The organism is Olleya sp. KJ81-1, from assembly GCF_055808135.1.
Genome location: NZ_CM147854.1, coordinates 1003310 through 1019171 on the forward strand (window position 1 = coordinate 1003310; position 15862 = coordinate 1019171).

Genomic DNA, 15862 nt, shown 5'->3' on the forward strand with positions numbered 1-15862 from the left:
CATAAGTTATTATTTAAACTAAATTTTTTTACAATGAAATATTATTTAATGGTTTTGTGCTGCTGTGTATTCTGTTGGGCACAAAGTCAAGATTGCAATGCTACTTTTTCAGGAGAAGTGCATGATTTTCATGATGGTACACCAATAGTAAATGCTACCATTTTTATTAAAAGCCTTAATAAGTATACCACTACGGACATTAATGGACGTTTTAATATAGATAATCTATGTAATTCTCTAATAGTTGTGGAGGTTAGCCATCTTGCATGCGAAACCAAAACAGTAGACGTTAACATTGTTAACGATACCTTTATAGAAATTAACCTAGAGCATCATATAGAAGAGCTAAATGAGGTTAAAGTTACTGGTGCTTCTGGCATTAAACTGACTAAAACTGCACAAGAAACTCATTTAAAATCCGATGTTATTGATCGTTTTAGCTCACTTAATTTAGGTGATGCTTTAAAACAGATTAGTGGTGTATCTTCCATAAATACTGGTAATAGTATTGTTAAACCTGTAATTAACGGTTTACATAGTAGCAGAATTATTGTAATGACTAATGGTGTAAGGCTTCAGGATCAAGAATGGGGAATAGAACATGCACCAAATATAGATTTAAACACTGCTGGTAGCATAAACGTTATTAAAGGTGCCAATGCACTAGCTTATGGTGGTGATGCAATTGGAGGCGTAATCGTTTTAAAACCTTCTAACATCAGTTTAAAAGATTCACTTTACGGAAAAACAATAGTAAGTGGTAATACCAATGGTAAAGGTTATAATTTAAATACCTCATTAACAAAAACGTACAAAAAAGGTTGGTATTTAGGTGCACAGGCTTCTTTAAAACGTTCAGGTGATATGGAAGCACCAGATTATAGTTTAACCAATACTGGCTTGAACACTAAAGGTTTTTCTGTTAATGGTGGTTTTAAAACTTTTGAAAAAGGCTTTAATGTATATTATAGTTATTTAGATAATGAAATAGCTATTTTAAGAGCAGCTCATATAGGTAACATTGAAGATTTAGTTAATGCGATTAACAATCCACAACCATTAGTAATTGAAGATTTTAGTTATGATATTAATGCGCCTAAACAGGACGTTACACATCATGTTTTTAAAACTGAATTTTTTAAACGTTTTAAAAAATTTGGACGTGTAGACATACAGTATGATTACCAAAACAATCATCGTTTTGAGTATGATATTCGTGTTGGTGATGATAGAGATAAACCTGCTATAGATTTAACTCTAAAAACACATACTTTAAAAACTAGCGTGACGTTGGATTCTAAAAACAATATTTCTTATAATTTTGGAGTAAATGCTGGATATCAAAATAATTTTGCAGCAAATACAGGTGTTAGACGACTAATTCCGGATTATGACAAGTATGATTTAGGAGCATTTATTGTTACTGAATTAAAATTAAATAATGACCTATCTATGGATTTTGGTTTACGTTATGATTTTAATCAAATTGATGCTAAAAAATACTACTTAACTAGTCGTTGGAATGAGCGTAACTATGATTCGGATTTTGGAAATATTGTGATTGACGATTTAGGCACACAATTACTGACTAATCCAGTTTTTAATTACCACAATGTTTCAGCATCAGCAGGTATTGCTTATCAATCAAATGAATATAATAGTTTTATATTTAATTATGGATTATCTAATCGTGCTCCTAACCCATCCGAGTTATTTAGTGATGGCTTACATCACTCGGCAGCTAGAATTGAATTAGGAGATTTACGTTTAAAGCAAGAAACATCAAATCGTATTTCTGGTAGCTATAATTTTCAAAAAAACAATTTATCATTAAACATTGAAGCTTTTTATAATTATATAAAAGATTACATTTTTATAGAGCCTACTGGAACAGAACAAACCATTCGTGGTGCCTTCCCAGTTTGGAGTTACAATCAAACAAATGCTGCTTTATATGGATTAGATCTTACTGCTAATTATAGTTTTAATGACCATTGGTTTTTAAATAATAAATCCTCAATCACAAAAGGAAAGGATGTTAGCCAAGATCAAGCGTTAATTGATATGCCTTCGTTTAAAACTGTAAATATCATAGGGTATTCTAATCCAAAATGGCTAGATCTTAAAACCGAATTACAAAGTGAGTGGGTTTTTAGACAAAATGATTACCCAAATAATAATTTTGAAGTATTTATTCCAACTACAGAACAAATGGAATTGGTAGATGTTAGTACTACACCTCCAGCCTACCATTTGTTGCATTTACAAAGTAATATCACATTGGAAATGTCCAAGTCTACAGACTTAAATATTGGGCTAAATATTACAAATATTTTTAATACAAATTACCGAGAAAACCTTAATAGATTACGTTATTTTGCTGATGATGTAGGAAGGAATATAATGTTACAATTAAAATTAAACTATTAACATTTAAAACATTAACAATGAAAAATTTAACACTAAAAACAATTAAACAATTATCGCTATTATTTTTAATATCAATAGCATTTACAGCGTGTTCAAGCGACGATGACAATACAAACAACCCAGAACCTGTTAATGAAGAGGAAGTAATTACAACCTTAACTGCTACACTTATACCTGTTGGTGGAGGTACAACTGTTACAATGCAAACACGTGATTTAGATGGTGACGGACCAAATGCTCCAGTAATAACAGTATCATCAGACTTAGTGGCCAACACTGTATATAATGGTAGTCTAGTTTTGTTAAACGAAACTGAATCTCCTGCTGAAGAAATAAATGAAGAAATTGAAGAAGAAAGTAATGACCACCAATTTTTTTATAATGTAACAAATAGCATTGCTACTTTTACTTACGAGGATTTTGATGATAACGGAAATCCTTTAGGTTTAGAGTTTACTTTAACTACAGCTGCTACAGCAATGACTGGAAATCTAACAATTACTTTACGTCATGAACCAAGCAAATCTGCTGTAGGTGTTAGCGATGGAGACATTACAAACGCAGGTGGAGAAACTGATGTGCAAGCTGTATTTCCTGTTGTAATACAATAATAGTTAACTAAGTTTACCACTATTTTTAATAAAAACATCCCGTAAATTACGGGATGTTTTTTGTTTTAAACTTAAATAGATTTAAAAAAAATGTAACAAATGCCTTGTTTAAACCACTAATTAAAAAACAACTTTAACTATTATGAAAACAGCATTTTACTTACTATTATTAACCTTTGGGTCTTCTTTTTTAGGATATAGTCAAGACCAACCTTTAAGTCCCAATAACAATACAGCAGATACATCACTTGTCCAACCAGAATCATCTAATATGAACTGGTATATTGTCCAAGACACAGTTAAAGTACTTATTGGAAAAGTAAATACTCTAATTAAAAAAGACAAAAAAGACCTTTACGTCGTTACTACTGTGGACATGACCCAAGCCACAACTAAATGGGTAGACACCACAATTGTATCTATTAAAAACTTTAAACCTATATACCACTCGTCATACAATCAACAACGTGATATGGTATTACATTTTAACGCTAAGGTTACTGGTTATTATTTAGATAAAAAAACCGATACTAAAACAGCAATTAATGAAGCTACATCTAAACCTTATTTTGATAGTAATTTTTACCCACAAATTATTAGGTTTTTACCGTTAACGGAAGGTTATCAAAATAGTATTGCCATTTTTGACTATAATCCTACTACTTCAAAAGGTGTTATAACAGCTACTATTAAAAAAACTGAACAGGCAATATTAAACTTAAATGGTCAAGAAACTAAAGTTTGGAAAGTGCAAACAACAGACGACATCTCTAAAAATCAAACCATTAGCACTTACTATATTGATGTTACTACCAGAAAAATATTAAAACATGATATTGCTTTTAATGGTAGATTAATGACAATGGAAATAATTGATTAGCATTCTGCATCTTAATAAAAGACTAAGTAAATTTTAACTTGATATTATTTCTAAACCTAAAAGCAACTCAATAATTTTCAATACTTTTGTTAGGCAAACTTTTAAAAATTTCCGCTTGACGGTAAAACAAAAATATATTTCATGAAAAATACAGCTTTAACAGCAACTCACGAAGCCTTAAACGCAAAAATGGTTCCTTTTGCAGGTTACAACATGCCTGTACAATATGATGGTGTAAATATAGAACATGAAGCAGTTAGAAAAGACTGTGGTGTGTTTGACGTATCACATATGGGAGAGTTTTTAATTTCTGGTCCAAAAGCATTAGATTTAATACAAAGCGTAAGCAGTAACGATGCGTCTAAATTGACAATTGGTAAAGCACAATATTCGTGTTTACCAAATGACGATGGTGGAATTGTTGACGATTTAATTATTTACAAATTAAAAGAAGAGCAATATTTACTAGTCGTTAATGCTAGTAATATTGAAAAAGATTGGAATTGGATTACCTCTAAAAACACAGTTGGTGCTGACATGCGTGATTTGTCAGAGGATTACTCGTTATTAGCTATTCAAGGTCCTAATGCTGTATCAAAAATGCAAGCTTTATCAAGTCATGATTTATCAGCTATTAAGTTTTATAATTTTGAAGTTGGTGATTTTGCTGGAATTGACAATGTTATTATTTCTGCAACTGGATATACTGGTAGTGGTGGTTTTGAAATTTATTGTAAAAATGACGAGGTTAAACAAATCTGGGATAAAGTTACTGAAGCTGGTGCAAAACCAATTGGCTTAGCTGCTCGTGATACTTTACGTTTAGAAATGGGTTACTGCCTTTACGGAAATGATATAAATGACAGCACTTCTCCTATTGAAGCTGGTTTAGGTTGGGTAACAAAATTTACTAAAACCTTTACTAATAGTGATGCTTTAGAAGCACAAAAACGCAAAGGTGTAGATCGTAAATTAGTCGCTTTTGAATTAGACGAAAGAGGAATCCCTAGACAAGGCTATGACATTGTAGATGGACAAGGCAAAAAAATTGGTGAAGTTACTTCCGGAACCATGTCACCTATGCTTAATAAAGGTATTGGTTTAGGCTATGTACCAACAGTTTTTGCAGATGTAAACAGTAAAATAAATATACAAATACGTAAAAATGCAGTACCTGCAACTGTTGTAAAACTTCCGTTTTACAAAGTGTAATTATACTTTATGTTAGATTTTAACACAATAATAAACAACATCCATAATAACCTAAAAGACAACGTTGTTAAGGGTGTTGTTGCTTCATATATACCAGAATTATCAAAACAAGATGTCAATCAATTTGGCATTTACATGCAACACATGGACGGTCGATCGTTTAAGGTTGGTGATGCAGAAGTCCCATTTTCTATACAAAGTATTTCTAAAGTTTTATCCTTATCCAAAGCGATTGCTTTTGAAAACAATGATATATGGAAGCGTGTGGATGTAGAACCGTCTGGAAACCCTTTTAATCATTTGTCTTTATTAGAGTTAGAAAATGGTATTCCTAGAAACCCTTTAATAAACGCAGGTGCCATAGTAGTTGCAGATATTTTATGCTCTAAATTTGAAAATCCAAAAGCCGATTTTTTACAATTTGTACGTGATATTGCCAACGACCAAACTATTGATTATAATTATAAAGTTGCCGAGTCAGAACGTAAAACGGGATATAACAATTATGCTGCAGCCAACCTTTTAAAATCTTTTAATAATTTAAATAACGATGTAGAGGATGTCATGGATTTTTACTTCCATCAATGTGCTCTAGAGATGACTTGCTCTCAATTGGCTAAAGCATTTTATTTATTTGCTAACAAAGGTAAATGCATAAATAATAAGCAACATATTTCCAGTAGTCAAGCCAAACGTATAAATGCAATCATGCTAACTTGTGGTTTTTATGACGAGTCTGGTGAGTTTGCTTTTGAAGTTGGACTACCTGGTAAAAGTGGTGTTGGTGGTGGTATAGTTGCCTTACTACCTAACCATTTTATAATTTCTACTTGGTGTCCAGGTCTAAACGCTAAAGGTAATTCGTTAATTGGAATGCAAGCGTTAGAACAATTTACAACTCAGACCAATTTATCTATTTTCTAAACGTTATCCTTACTAATGAAAGAGATAAATAACAAACATCGCATACTAATTTTAGGTGCCAGTGGTTTTATTGGACAAGCTTTATACAAAGAGCTATGTGGCTATTTTAGAACCTTTGGGACCTATTCCAGAGACAATTACGCCTTTAATAAAAACCAACATTACTTTCAATACAACATTGAAGAAGATGATATTTTTGAAATCCTAGATATCGTAAAACCTACCATTGTAATTTCTGCGATACGAGGTAATTTTTCGGCACAAATTATTGCTCACCAGCATATTACCGAGTACATTATTGCCAACAATAGTAAGTTAATATTTTTATCATCAGCCAATGTTTTTGATGCCTATAGCAAATTTCCTAGCTATGAAAATGACAAAACATTAAGTCATAGTATGTATGGTCATTTTAAAATAAAAATAGAAAACATGCTATTGCGTTTACCAAAACATTATTATGCAATCATAAGACTACCAATGGTTTTTGGAGCGCAATCTCCAAGAATACAAGAGATTAAATTTCATATAAAAGAAAAAATACCTTTTGAAGTATTTCCTAATTTGATTATGAATGTCACCACAGATACTAAGGTCACACAACAAATTCATTATTTAATAAACCGAAATAAAAAAGGCATATTCCATTTAGGTAGTGAAGATTTAGTGCATCATGACGATTTTATTAAAGAAATTGTCGCATCGCTAAACATAAAAAACCCACTTTTAAAACAAGTGTACACAACCAATGACGACAGGTATTTAGCAGTCCTGTCTAAAGAAAACAAGCTACCTAAACATTTACAGTTATTAAGTCAAGAAATTTTAACAGAATTAGAAGTTTAATTTATTATTTTTAAATAAAAAATATGGCACTACTTACACAAACAGAAATAGAACAACGTCTACTTAGACTACCAGAATGGGAACATTATGATAATGCAATCCATGCAGAATTTGAATTTGAAAATTTTAAAGACTGTTTTAGCGCTATGAGCAGAATTGCTTTTGAGTGCGAAGCATTAAACCATCATCCAGAATGGACTAACGAATATAATGTACTTAAAATTACAATAACAACACATGATGCAGGTGGAGTTACAGATAAAGATTTTAAATTAGCCTTAGCAATTGAGCATATTGTTGAAGAGGAAGAGGACTAATACCACTTTATTCACATATTTTTTTAAATTTGTGATTCAATAAAATAATCTAGGTTTTCGCTACAGCGAAACTATAAAAACATATAATCATGGGAAGAGCTTTTGAATTTAGAAAAGCACGTAAAATGAAACGTTGGTCTGCAATGAGCAAGGCTTTTACACGCATTGGAAAAGACATTGTAATGGCTGTAAAAGAAGGTGGACCAGATCCAGCTAGTAACTCACGCTTACGTGCAGTTATACAAAATGCCAAAGCAGTAAACATGCCTAAGGACAATGTGGAGCGTGCTATTAAAAAAGCAAGCGACAAAAGTCAAGGTGATTTTAAAGAAGTAATTTTTGAAGGTTATGCACCTCATGGAATTGCTGTTTTAGTTGAAACTGCAACAGATAATAATACCAGAACTGTAGCTAACGTACGTAGTTATTTTAATAAATGTGATGGTAGTTTAGGTACATCAGGATCTGTAGTATTTATGTTTGACCATACTTGTAACTTTAGAGTTGCTGCTGAAGGTTTAGACCCTGAAGAATTAGAACTAGAGTTTATAGATTTTGGTGCAGAAGAAGTATTTGCAGATGACGATGGTATTTTAATTTACGCACCTTTTGAAAGTTTTGGAGCTATCCAAGCAGAACTTGAAAGACGTGAAATTGAAATTTTATCTTCTGGATTTGAACGCATACCACAAGTAACAAAAGCTTTAACACCAGAACAAGCTGCTGATGTTGAAAAATTATTAGAAAAATTAGACGATGATGATGATGTACAAAATGTATATCATACCATGGAAGAAACAGATAATGATGATGAGTAATCTAATCTTATAAGTATTAAAAAAGCGACCAATTGGTCGCTTTTTTAATTTTATTATGTGTCGTTTGTATTACAACTCTAAAATTTGAGCTGCATGATCTTTAGTTTTAACCTTATCAATAACGTGGGCTACTACTCCATCTTCATCAATTAAAAACGTTTTTCGGTGGATACCATCATACTCTTTACCCATAAACTTTTTTAAACCCCAAACACCAAAAGCATTAATCACTTCTTTTTCTTCGTCTGCTAATAACGGAAACGGAAAACTGTATTTGTTTTTAAAATTAGTCTGTCTTTTTTCAGAATCTGCACTTACTCCTAAAATCTCATAACCTTTATCTTGTAAGGCTTTATAATTATCGGTTAAATTACAAGCTTCTGCTGTACAACCAGGTGTACTAGCTTTTGGATAAAAGAAAACAATTAATTTTTTTCCTTTATAATCGGATAATGACACAGGGTTTCCGTCTTGATCATTAACTGTAAAATTTGGTACTTTATCACCTTGTTTTAATGTATTCATAGTTGTAATTTTGGTTTCATTCAAAAATACAATTAATGAATAAGCAAGAAAAGGTAGATTTTGTTATAAATACGTTAAATAAGCTATATCCCGAAATCCCTGTACCATTAGATCATAAAGATCCCTACACTTTATTAGTTGCTGTTTTATTATCTGCACAATGTACTGATGTTAGAGTCAATCAAATCACACCTATATTGTTTGCAAAAGCTGATAATCCATACGATATGATTAAGTTGAGTGTGGAAGAAATTAAAGAAATAATCAGACCTTGTGGTTTATCACCAATGAAAAGTAAAGGTATATACGGATTATCAAAAATGCTAGTCGAAGACTACAATGGTGTTGTACCACAGTCTTTTGAAGCTTTAGAGACCTTTCCAGCAGTTGGTCACAAAACTGCAGGCGTAGTTATGAGTCAGGCTTTTGGTGTTCCTGCATTTCCGGTTGACACGCACATACATAGATTAATGTATCGATGGAATTTAACTAATGGTAAAAGTGTGCAACAAACAGAAAAAGATGCCAAACGTTTATTCCCAGAACATACCTGGAATGATTTACATCTTCAAATAATATGGTATGGACGCGAGTATTCTCCTGCCAGAGGTTGGGATTTAGAAAAAGATATTATAACCAAGACTATTGGGAGAGCGTCTGTCCTAAAAGAATATGCGAAAAAGTAATATTAGCATAAAACTTGTTACTTTTTTTAAAAACAAATCTTTATGAGATCGACCATTATATGTATTCTTGTTATACTACTAACCTCTTGTATACCAACCAAAATAGCGCCTAAAATTGAAAGTTATAAGATTACCACAGGTAAAAAATTTAATAAAGCATTACCAAAATGGCAATCGTTTATTTTTGAAGATCCTAAAAACGCAAACGAATTTTATAATTATATAAACACAAAGTTTGAGTTAAACCATAATAATGTTGATAGTAATGTCAAGATTGTAATAAATAATACAGACTACTATTTATCTTTTTATGAAATAGCAAGGGATACTGAAACATTAAATTTAATCCCTATTGTAATAGATGGCAAGAGAAATCAAAACGGAAATGACGCCTTATTAAGTGAGGCGCATACTAGCCAATCTAGCAAATATTACATTGCTTTAACTGTTTTTGATGATGATTTTAAAAATTGCCTTAAAGAAGATTATAAGCATCAAAAAGTTATAATACAATACCTAGAAGCTTTACGTAAACAATATTTGTCTACATATAACTACCAACAATTACTCTTAAAAAAAACGTCCTGAGACTATCAGGACGTTTCCAAGTTTAGTTTTGAAGTGCTTCAAACTTCAAATTTTTATAATTTATAACACTTAAAGCCTTGCTATAATTTAAGATAAAACTTATGGTTTCATCTTTAGGTTTTAGTTTAAAACCGTGTTTTTTTGGGGTATTAGAATGTTCAGAGTAAATTTTTGCCATGTATATTAGTTTAAGGTATAAACAAATAACGAGCAAAATTATACTTTATTGTATTTTAATTAGTCAATACTATATTGTGCTTTTCAATAACCTTTCTCATATTAATTAATGCATAGCGCATACGACCCAATGCAGTATTAATACTAACACCTGTACGCTCTGATATTTCTTTAAAACTCATATCATTATACATACGCATTACTAATACTTCTTTTTGATCTTCCGGCAACTCGTCTATCAAACGTCTTACATCTGACTCAACTTGCTCTTTAACCATCACTTTTTCAGCATTTAAAGACGTATCACTAATAACAGAAAAGATATCAAAATCACCAGAGTTATCAAATTTTGGCATTCTGTTATTTTTTCTAAAATGATCAATTACCAAATTATGTGCAATACGCATAACCCAAGGTAAAAACTTACCCTCTTCATTATATTTACCACGTTTTAAAGTACGAATGACTTTAATAAAGGTATCCTGAAAAATATCTTCAGCAATATCTCTATCAAATACTTTAGAATAAATAAAACTATAAATACGTTGTTTGTGTCTAGTAATCAATACTTCTAAAGCAGACTCGTCTCCTTTAATATAGTTACTAACAAGAATAGCATCTGTGATTGTTACTTTTTGCATAATCATTACTTTTTGGACACCAAAAAAAGGCTCTGGCTTGGGGTTTATAAAAAAAAGTAATGTTGTACTATAGGCAAAAATTAAGTTAGGTCATTGATATGCATCAAATATAACAACAATCATTCCGAAAAAGCAAAAAAATCTAAAGTTTTAACATTTTATTGCACAATAATCTTTTTTACTAGATGATTAAGTTATGTTATCTTTGTAGTCAAGACGTAAAATGACTATGACAACACCGCTTTCTGAAGTAAATCCAAAAGAAAACATTATAATAAAAGGTGCTAAATTGCACAATCTTAAAAACATTGATGTTGTTATTCCGCGACGCAAACTAGTTGTTATAACGGGATTATCAGGATCTGGAAAGTCAAGTTTAGCTTTTGACACTTTGTATGCAGAAGGTCAACGTCGTTATGTAGAAAGTTTAAGTAGTTATGCTAGACAATTTTTAGGACGATTAAATAAACCTAAAGTAGATTATATAAAAGGTATTGCTCCAGCTATTGCAATCGAGCAAAAAGTAAATAGTACCAATCCAAGATCAACCGTTGGAACAACAACCGAGATTTATGATTATTTAAAACTGCTATTTGCCAGAGTTGGTCGTACCTACTCGCCTATTTCAGGTCAAGAAGTTAAAAAAGATACGGTTACAGACGTAATTAACTACATAAAAGGTTTAGCCTTAAACCAAAAACTGTTGTTATTGGCTCCTATTGTTTTGGAGGAAGGTCGTGAGTTACAAGACAAATTAAGTGCTTTAAATGCACAAGGGTATGCTAGAATAAAAGTAAAAGATTCTGTAATAAGAATTGACGATGCTAAGGACTTAACGTCTATTAAAGATTTATTTTTAGTAGTAGACAGAATTGTTACTAAAGACGATGAGGATTTTTATAACAGACTAGCAGATGCCATACAAACTGCCTTTTTTGAAGGAAAAGGTAATTGTTATATAGAAACTCTTGCAGATAACACCAGTCGTCATTTTAGTAATAAATTTGAATTGGATGGTTTACAGTTTCTAGAACCAAACGTGCATTTATTTAGTTTTAACAATCCTTATGGTGCTTGTCCAAAATGTGAAGGTTATGGTGATGTTATTGGTATTGATGATGATTTAGTTGTACCAAATACAGCACTTTCTGTTTATGAAAATGCTATTTTTCCTTGGCGTGGTGACAGCATGAGTTGGTATAAAGATCAATTGGTAAACAATTCTCATAAATTTGATTTCCCAATACATAAACCCTATTTTCAATTAAGTCCAGAACATAAAGCTTTAATTTGGGAAGGAAATCAATATTTTGAAGGTTTAAATAGCTTTTTTGCCGAGTTAGAAAGCAAAGCATATAAGATTCAAAATCGTGTAATGCTCTCTCGATACAGAGGTAAAACACAATGTAAAGTCTGTCATGGTAAACGCTTAAGACCAGAAACAAACTATATAAAAGTTGGTAATGCAACTTTAACAGAATTAGTAGAATTACCGCTGAGTAAATTAGCAATATTTTTTGATACTATCACATTAAATGAATATGATGCAAAAATTGCAGAACGTCTTTTAGTAGAAATTAAAAACAGACTAAGTTTTTTACATAATGTAGGTTTAGATTATTTAACCTTAAACCGAAAATCTAACACGCTTTCTGGTGGTGAAAGTCAACGTATCAACTTAGCAACCTCTTTAGGAAGCAGCTTAGTAGGATCCATGTATATTTTGGACGAACCTAGTATTGGATTACATCCAAAAGACTCTGAACGTTTAATACAAGTATTAAAACAACTTCGCGATTTGGGTAATACAGTAATTGTGGTAGAGCATGATGAAGACATCATGAAAGAAGCCGACCAAATAATAGATATTGGTCCTGAAGCTGGGACTTTAGGAGGTCAAGTTGTTGCTGTTGGTACGTATGCTGATATTTTAAAATCAACATCATTAACTGCACAATATTTAAACGAAACTTTAAAAATTGAAGTACCTAAAACACGTCGAACTAGCAAGTACAGCATAGACATTATTGGAGCTAGAGAAAACAATTTAAAAAACATAGATGTATCATTTCCATTAGAAATGCTAACGGTTATTACTGGAGTTTCTGGAAGTGGAAAAAGTACTTTGGTTAAAAAAATATTATTTCCTGCCATACAAAAACACTTAACTGGCTTTAGTGATAAAGCGGGACAGTTTAGTGAGTTAAAAGGAAACTATAGTATAATAAAAAATATAGAGTTTATTGATCAAAACCCTATTGGACGATCCTCTAGATCTAATCCTGTAACATACGTTAAAGCCTATGATGATATTAGAGCGTTGTATGCTAAACAAAAACTTAGTACTATACGCAATTACGCTGCTAAACACTTTAGTTTTAATGTGGATGGTGGACGTTGTGAAACTTGTAAAGGTGAAGGTGAAGTAACTATCGAAATGCAATTTATGGCTGATGTCCATTTAGAATGTGAAACTTGTAAAGGGAAGCGTTTTAAAAAAGAAGTATTAGAGGTCACTTTTGCAGATAAAAATATTGATGATATTTTAAATCTAACTATCGATGACGCTATTGACTTTTTTGATAAAAACGGAGTCTCTAAGATTAAAAACAAATTACAACCTTTACAAGACGTAGGTTTAGGTTATGTTGCCTTAGGACAAAGCAGCTCTACCCTATCTGGTGGTGAAGCCCAACGTATAAAGTTAGCAACCTTTTTAGGTAAAGGAATTACTAAAGAAAAAATGTTGTTTATTTTTGACGAGCCTACTACTGGTTTACATTTTCATGACATACAAAAATTATTAAAATCCTTTTATGCGCTAATAGCAAAAGGACACTCTATTATTGTTGTGGAGCATAATTTAGAACTTATTAAATGTGCAGATCACATTATAGATTTAGGACCTGAAGGTGGAGAAAATGGTGGTCATTTGGTTGCTTTTGGTACTCCAGAAGACGTTATTAAAGTTAAAAACAGTGTGACTGCTAAGTATTTAAAAGACAAATTATAACCGTTTTAGTATTTTATTTTTATTTAATAAGACAAAAACGAAATAAACCCTAAGACCAAAAAAGCAATAGGTACTAACACTAGTAAAAAAACTAAAGACACAATTCCGCTTTTTAAAATACTGTAAAATAAACGTTGATTATAAAACTGTTTAACAGCAATTACTAGATATATAAATGTGGACAAGGCTATTAAAAAGTCTATCCAATTAGGTACATCAATAATAAAATTACTGATTAATAAAATGCTAAACACTGTAAAAATAAAGGCGAAAAAGTAAAAAGAAAACACCAAATGGTAAGCATATCTTCCTTTTTTCCAAAAAAATAGTTTCAAAAAGAAAGCAAAAATTGGTAATAAAATAAATAATGCTATTGGTGTTGTATTTATCATGGACATCCAAATCGTACCAGCTTTTCTATCCTGATGAAACTTTAAAAGTCTAGGATATAACATCCTATCAAACCATCCTGGATTATCATCCATTCCCATAGCTATGTAAATAGATTCCTTTGACGCTCCAACAGTTAATAATGAGTCTATTTTTTGACTCTCGTACCCAAACAAAACGTTATTACTTGACTTAATTTCTTTTTGTTTTACAATAGAATCTATCTGTTTATCTGTCATTCCGGACAGCAACTTATTACTATTTAACGTGGCTCTAATTTCACTTCTTTCAATAGAGTCCATTTCTTTTCTTTCAATTTCATTTAAAACTTTTGTTGATTGCGCTTTAAAATCTTCATTTAAATCTTCTTCTACTTTATTCATTTGAAAGGAAAACAAAAAGAAAAACACAAACGTAACAAATAAATATAATTGTGCAGGATGCAAATAAGATAGACGTTTACCTTCAATAAATCTTTTAGGCAAAAATCCTGGTTTACTCATTAACGGAATAAAACTCTTTAAAAATTTAGAATCCCACAGCAGATAATTATTTAAGGTATTGTAAAATAATATTCCAAGTGTTAATTCCTCTTTATCTTTCATTCCACAATGTGGACAAAATGGGAATCCTGATTTAAAATCGCTATCACAATTTTTACACGTGGTATACTTTAAGGACATTAGTTAGTAGTTTTTATAAAAGTAAATATTTTAATCAACTATATACTTTTCAATATATAATTAAATTAAAATAAACTAAAAAAACGTCTTGTATATGCAGTAAAATCAATGCATAACAACTTTGGCACAGCTATTGGAACTACTTAGTCAAAATAGCGAATGCCGAAACGCTTAATTAGTAGGCATAATATCAGATATCATTTGAAATGATTATAATAAAAAGTCCTTTTTCCCTTTCTACTTCGTAAGAAAAAGAAAATATAACTAAGGCTATGTTTGATTTTTATTACTTGTATAAAGACAAAAATCAAAATTTTATTTCATAATAATTTCAAACAATAACTGATACAATCTAAATCCTTAATACTATGAAAAAACTAGTACTATTATTTACAGGTATGTTAATTGGATTAACGACTGTAACAGCAGAAGCTAAATCTGCATCGCAAGGTGAAGATTTAGTATTAAACAGAAATTATTACGCACAACCAATCTTGTTTACAGAACGTGGTGTGGAATTTTTAATTTTTCCTGACGGAAGTTTTGATTTTAACACAGCAATAAATCACACCCAAGGAGACTATTATTACAGACGCACTAACACCAATACAAAACGAAGAGCATTAAATGTTACAAATGGTGCTCCAGGTACACAAGTAACTTACAATAATCCTAGAGATAGAGGTATGATAATAACACATGATCGTGATGGTAAAGTTAGACGCATAGAAAATGTATTTTTAAATTATAACAGGAGTGGTCAAATTAAACGTTTAGGTTCTGTTTACATTAGTTACAACCGTCAAGGTTTAGTTAGTCAAATTGGAAGTATGCGTTTATACTACAATAGACAAGGACAATTAATTAAAACTATTGGTCAAGTTAACAGAAGTAATTCTAATCATTATATAGGTCAAACTAATAATGGTCATTATCAATACCAAACTAGTAATAATAATAATGATACAATGTATTACAGACAAACTGTCGATACACAACCTACTCAGCTAAAAAAATAGGTAGTAAATCTAATTTATAAATATTATTTATAGCCATAAACTTTTGTTTATGGCTTTTTTTATCCCCTTTAATAAATTAAAAAACAACCTTAATCCCTTGTG

General features: G+C 31.0%; 16 protein-coding genes. 12 read left to right on the forward strand and 4 right to left on the reverse strand.

All coding sequences use genetic code 11. The features are described 5' to 3' along the window. Window positions 1-33 precede the first annotated feature (33 nt). The 8 genes from AC0L3M_RS04720 (at window position 34) to AC0L3M_RS04755 (ending at window position 8038) form a co-directional block, all read left to right on the forward strand. Window positions 34-2430 carry a TonB-dependent receptor gene (locus AC0L3M_RS04720; RefSeq protein ID WP_473432014.1) on the forward strand — a complete coding sequence of 799 codons (2397 nt, stop codon included), beginning with the start codon at window positions 34-36 and terminating at the stop codon, window positions 2428-2430. A gap of 17 nt (window positions 2431-2447) precedes the next feature. Further along, window positions 2448-3041, forward strand: coding sequence for a type 1 periplasmic binding fold superfamily protein (locus AC0L3M_RS04725; RefSeq protein WP_145001794.1), 594 nt, complete (start codon window positions 2448-2450; stop codon window positions 3039-3041). 142 nt (window positions 3042-3183) lie between these two features. Next, window positions 3184-3921, forward strand: coding sequence for a DUF3108 domain-containing protein (locus tag AC0L3M_RS04730; protein ID WP_473432015.1), 738 nt, complete (start codon window positions 3184-3186; stop codon window positions 3919-3921). A 141-nt stretch (window positions 3922-4062) separates the two neighbouring features. Further along, window positions 4063-5133, forward strand: coding sequence for a glycine cleavage system aminomethyltransferase GcvT (gcvT, locus tag AC0L3M_RS04735; RefSeq protein ID WP_473432016.1), 1071 nt, complete (start codon window positions 4063-4065; stop codon window positions 5131-5133). Window positions 5134-5142: 9 nt separating this feature from the next. After that, window positions 5143-6057: a glutaminase gene (locus tag AC0L3M_RS04740; protein WP_341586688.1), complete on the forward strand. Its 915-nt coding sequence runs from the start codon at window positions 5143-5145 to the stop codon at window positions 6055-6057. Window positions 6058-6072: 15 nt separating this feature from the next. Further along, complete coding sequence (locus tag AC0L3M_RS04745) at window positions 6073-6903, forward strand: sugar nucleotide-binding protein (RefSeq protein ID WP_473432017.1); 831 nt, start codon at window positions 6073-6075, stop codon at window positions 6901-6903. A gap of 23 nt (window positions 6904-6926) precedes the next feature. Further along, window positions 6927-7220, forward strand: coding sequence for a 4a-hydroxytetrahydrobiopterin dehydratase (locus AC0L3M_RS04750; protein WP_028282044.1), 294 nt, complete (start codon window positions 6927-6929; stop codon window positions 7218-7220). Between the two features lie 89 nt (window positions 7221-7309). After that, window positions 7310-8038 carry a YebC/PmpR family DNA-binding transcriptional regulator gene (locus AC0L3M_RS04755; protein WP_028282043.1) on the forward strand — a complete coding sequence of 243 codons (729 nt, stop codon included), beginning with the start codon at window positions 7310-7312 and terminating at the stop codon, window positions 8036-8038. Between the two features lie 69 nt (window positions 8039-8107). Here the strand turns inward: AC0L3M_RS04755 and bcp are convergent, their stop codons facing one another. Further along, on the reverse strand, window positions 8108-8563 hold the full coding sequence (gene bcp, locus AC0L3M_RS04760; RefSeq protein ID WP_145001799.1) for a thioredoxin-dependent thiol peroxidase: 456 nt from the start codon (window positions 8561-8563) through the stop codon (window positions 8108-8110). Between the two features lie 35 nt (window positions 8564-8598). Between bcp and AC0L3M_RS04765 the strand changes: the two genes are divergently transcribed. Both AC0L3M_RS04765 and AC0L3M_RS04770 read left to right on the forward strand, forming a co-directional pair. Continuing rightward, window positions 8599-9249: an endonuclease III domain-containing protein gene (locus AC0L3M_RS04765; RefSeq protein WP_473432018.1), complete on the forward strand. Its 651-nt coding sequence runs from the start codon at window positions 8599-8601 to the stop codon at window positions 9247-9249. Window positions 9250-9291: 42 nt separating this feature from the next. Further along, the gene (locus tag AC0L3M_RS04770; protein WP_473432019.1) at window positions 9292-9837 is read left to right on the forward strand and encodes a hypothetical protein; all 546 of its coding nucleotides are present in this window, start codon (window positions 9292-9294) and stop codon (window positions 9835-9837) included. A gap of 22 nt (window positions 9838-9859) precedes the next feature. Here AC0L3M_RS04770 and AC0L3M_RS04775 read toward each other — a convergent pair whose 3' ends face one another. Together AC0L3M_RS04775 and AC0L3M_RS04780 are read right to left on the reverse strand one after the other, a co-directional pair. Then, a complete protein-coding gene (locus AC0L3M_RS04775; RefSeq protein WP_186439184.1) occupies window positions 9860-10015 on the reverse strand; it encodes a hypothetical protein in 156 nt (51 codons plus the stop codon). Between the two features lie 55 nt (window positions 10016-10070). Next, window positions 10071-10655 (reverse strand): RNA polymerase sigma factor, encoded by a 585-nt coding sequence (locus AC0L3M_RS04780; RefSeq protein WP_028282040.1) that lies wholly within the window; start codon window positions 10653-10655, stop codon window positions 10071-10073. A gap of 229 nt (window positions 10656-10884) precedes the next feature. On the opposite strand from AC0L3M_RS04780, the gene uvrA reads away from it, so the two are divergent. Next, window positions 10885-13668: an excinuclease ABC subunit UvrA gene (gene uvrA, locus AC0L3M_RS04785; RefSeq protein ID WP_473432020.1), complete on the forward strand. Its 2784-nt coding sequence runs from the start codon at window positions 10885-10887 to the stop codon at window positions 13666-13668. Between the two features lie 23 nt (window positions 13669-13691). On the opposite strand, the gene AC0L3M_RS04790 is transcribed toward uvrA, so the two are convergent. Then, complete coding sequence (locus AC0L3M_RS04790; protein WP_473432021.1) at window positions 13692-14741, reverse strand: DUF3667 domain-containing protein; 1050 nt, start codon at window positions 14739-14741, stop codon at window positions 13692-13694. A gap of 368 nt (window positions 14742-15109) precedes the next feature. On the opposite strand from AC0L3M_RS04790, the gene AC0L3M_RS04795 reads away from it, so the two are divergent. Next, on the forward strand, window positions 15110-15760 hold the full coding sequence (locus AC0L3M_RS04795; RefSeq protein ID WP_473432022.1) for a hypothetical protein: 651 nt from the start codon (window positions 15110-15112) through the stop codon (window positions 15758-15760). Window positions 15761-15862: the final 102 nt, after the last annotated feature.

Excerpts from the sequence above, each read along its gene's own strand:
- AC0L3M_RS04720 (WP_473432014.1), top strand. The coding sequence starts at position 34 with ATGAAATATTATTTAATGGTTTTGTGCTGCTGTGTATTCTGTTGGGCA.
- AC0L3M_RS04725 (WP_145001794.1), top strand. The coding sequence starts at position 2,448 with ATGAAAAATTTAACACTAAAAACAATTAAACAATTATCGCTATTATTT.
- AC0L3M_RS04730 (WP_473432015.1), top strand. The coding sequence starts at position 3,184 with ATGAAAACAGCATTTTACTTACTATTATTAACCTTTGGGTCTTCTTTT.
- gcvT (WP_473432016.1), top strand. The coding sequence starts at position 4,063 with ATGAAAAATACAGCTTTAACAGCAACTCACGAAGCCTTAAACGCAAAA.
- AC0L3M_RS04740 (WP_341586688.1), top strand. The coding sequence starts at position 5,143 with ATGTTAGATTTTAACACAATAATAAACAACATCCATAATAACCTAAAA.
- AC0L3M_RS04745 (WP_473432017.1), top strand. The coding sequence starts at position 6,073 with ATGAAAGAGATAAATAACAAACATCGCATACTAATTTTAGGTGCCAGT.
- AC0L3M_RS04750 (WP_028282044.1), top strand. The coding sequence starts at position 6,927 with ATGGCACTACTTACACAAACAGAAATAGAACAACGTCTACTTAGACTA.
- AC0L3M_RS04755 (WP_028282043.1), top strand. The coding sequence starts at position 7,310 with ATGGGAAGAGCTTTTGAATTTAGAAAAGCACGTAAAATGAAACGTTGG.
- bcp (WP_145001799.1), bottom strand. The coding sequence starts at position 8,563 with ATGAATACATTAAAACAAGGTGATAAAGTACCAAATTTTACAGTTAAT.
- AC0L3M_RS04765 (WP_473432018.1), top strand. The coding sequence starts at position 8,599 with ATGAATAAGCAAGAAAAGGTAGATTTTGTTATAAATACGTTAAATAAG.
- AC0L3M_RS04770 (WP_473432019.1), top strand. The coding sequence starts at position 9,292 with ATGAGATCGACCATTATATGTATTCTTGTTATACTACTAACCTCTTGT.
- AC0L3M_RS04775 (WP_186439184.1), bottom strand. The coding sequence starts at position 10,015 with ATGGCAAAAATTTACTCTGAACATTCTAATACCCCAAAAAAACACGGT.
- AC0L3M_RS04780 (WP_028282040.1), bottom strand. The coding sequence starts at position 10,655 with ATGCAAAAAGTAACAATCACAGATGCTATTCTTGTTAGTAACTATATT.
- uvrA (WP_473432020.1), top strand. The coding sequence starts at position 10,885 with ATGACAACACCGCTTTCTGAAGTAAATCCAAAAGAAAACATTATAATA.
- AC0L3M_RS04790 (WP_473432021.1), bottom strand. The coding sequence starts at position 14,741 with ATGTCCTTAAAGTATACCACGTGTAAAAATTGTGATAGCGATTTTAAA.
- AC0L3M_RS04795 (WP_473432022.1), top strand. The coding sequence starts at position 15,110 with ATGAAAAAACTAGTACTATTATTTACAGGTATGTTAATTGGATTAACG.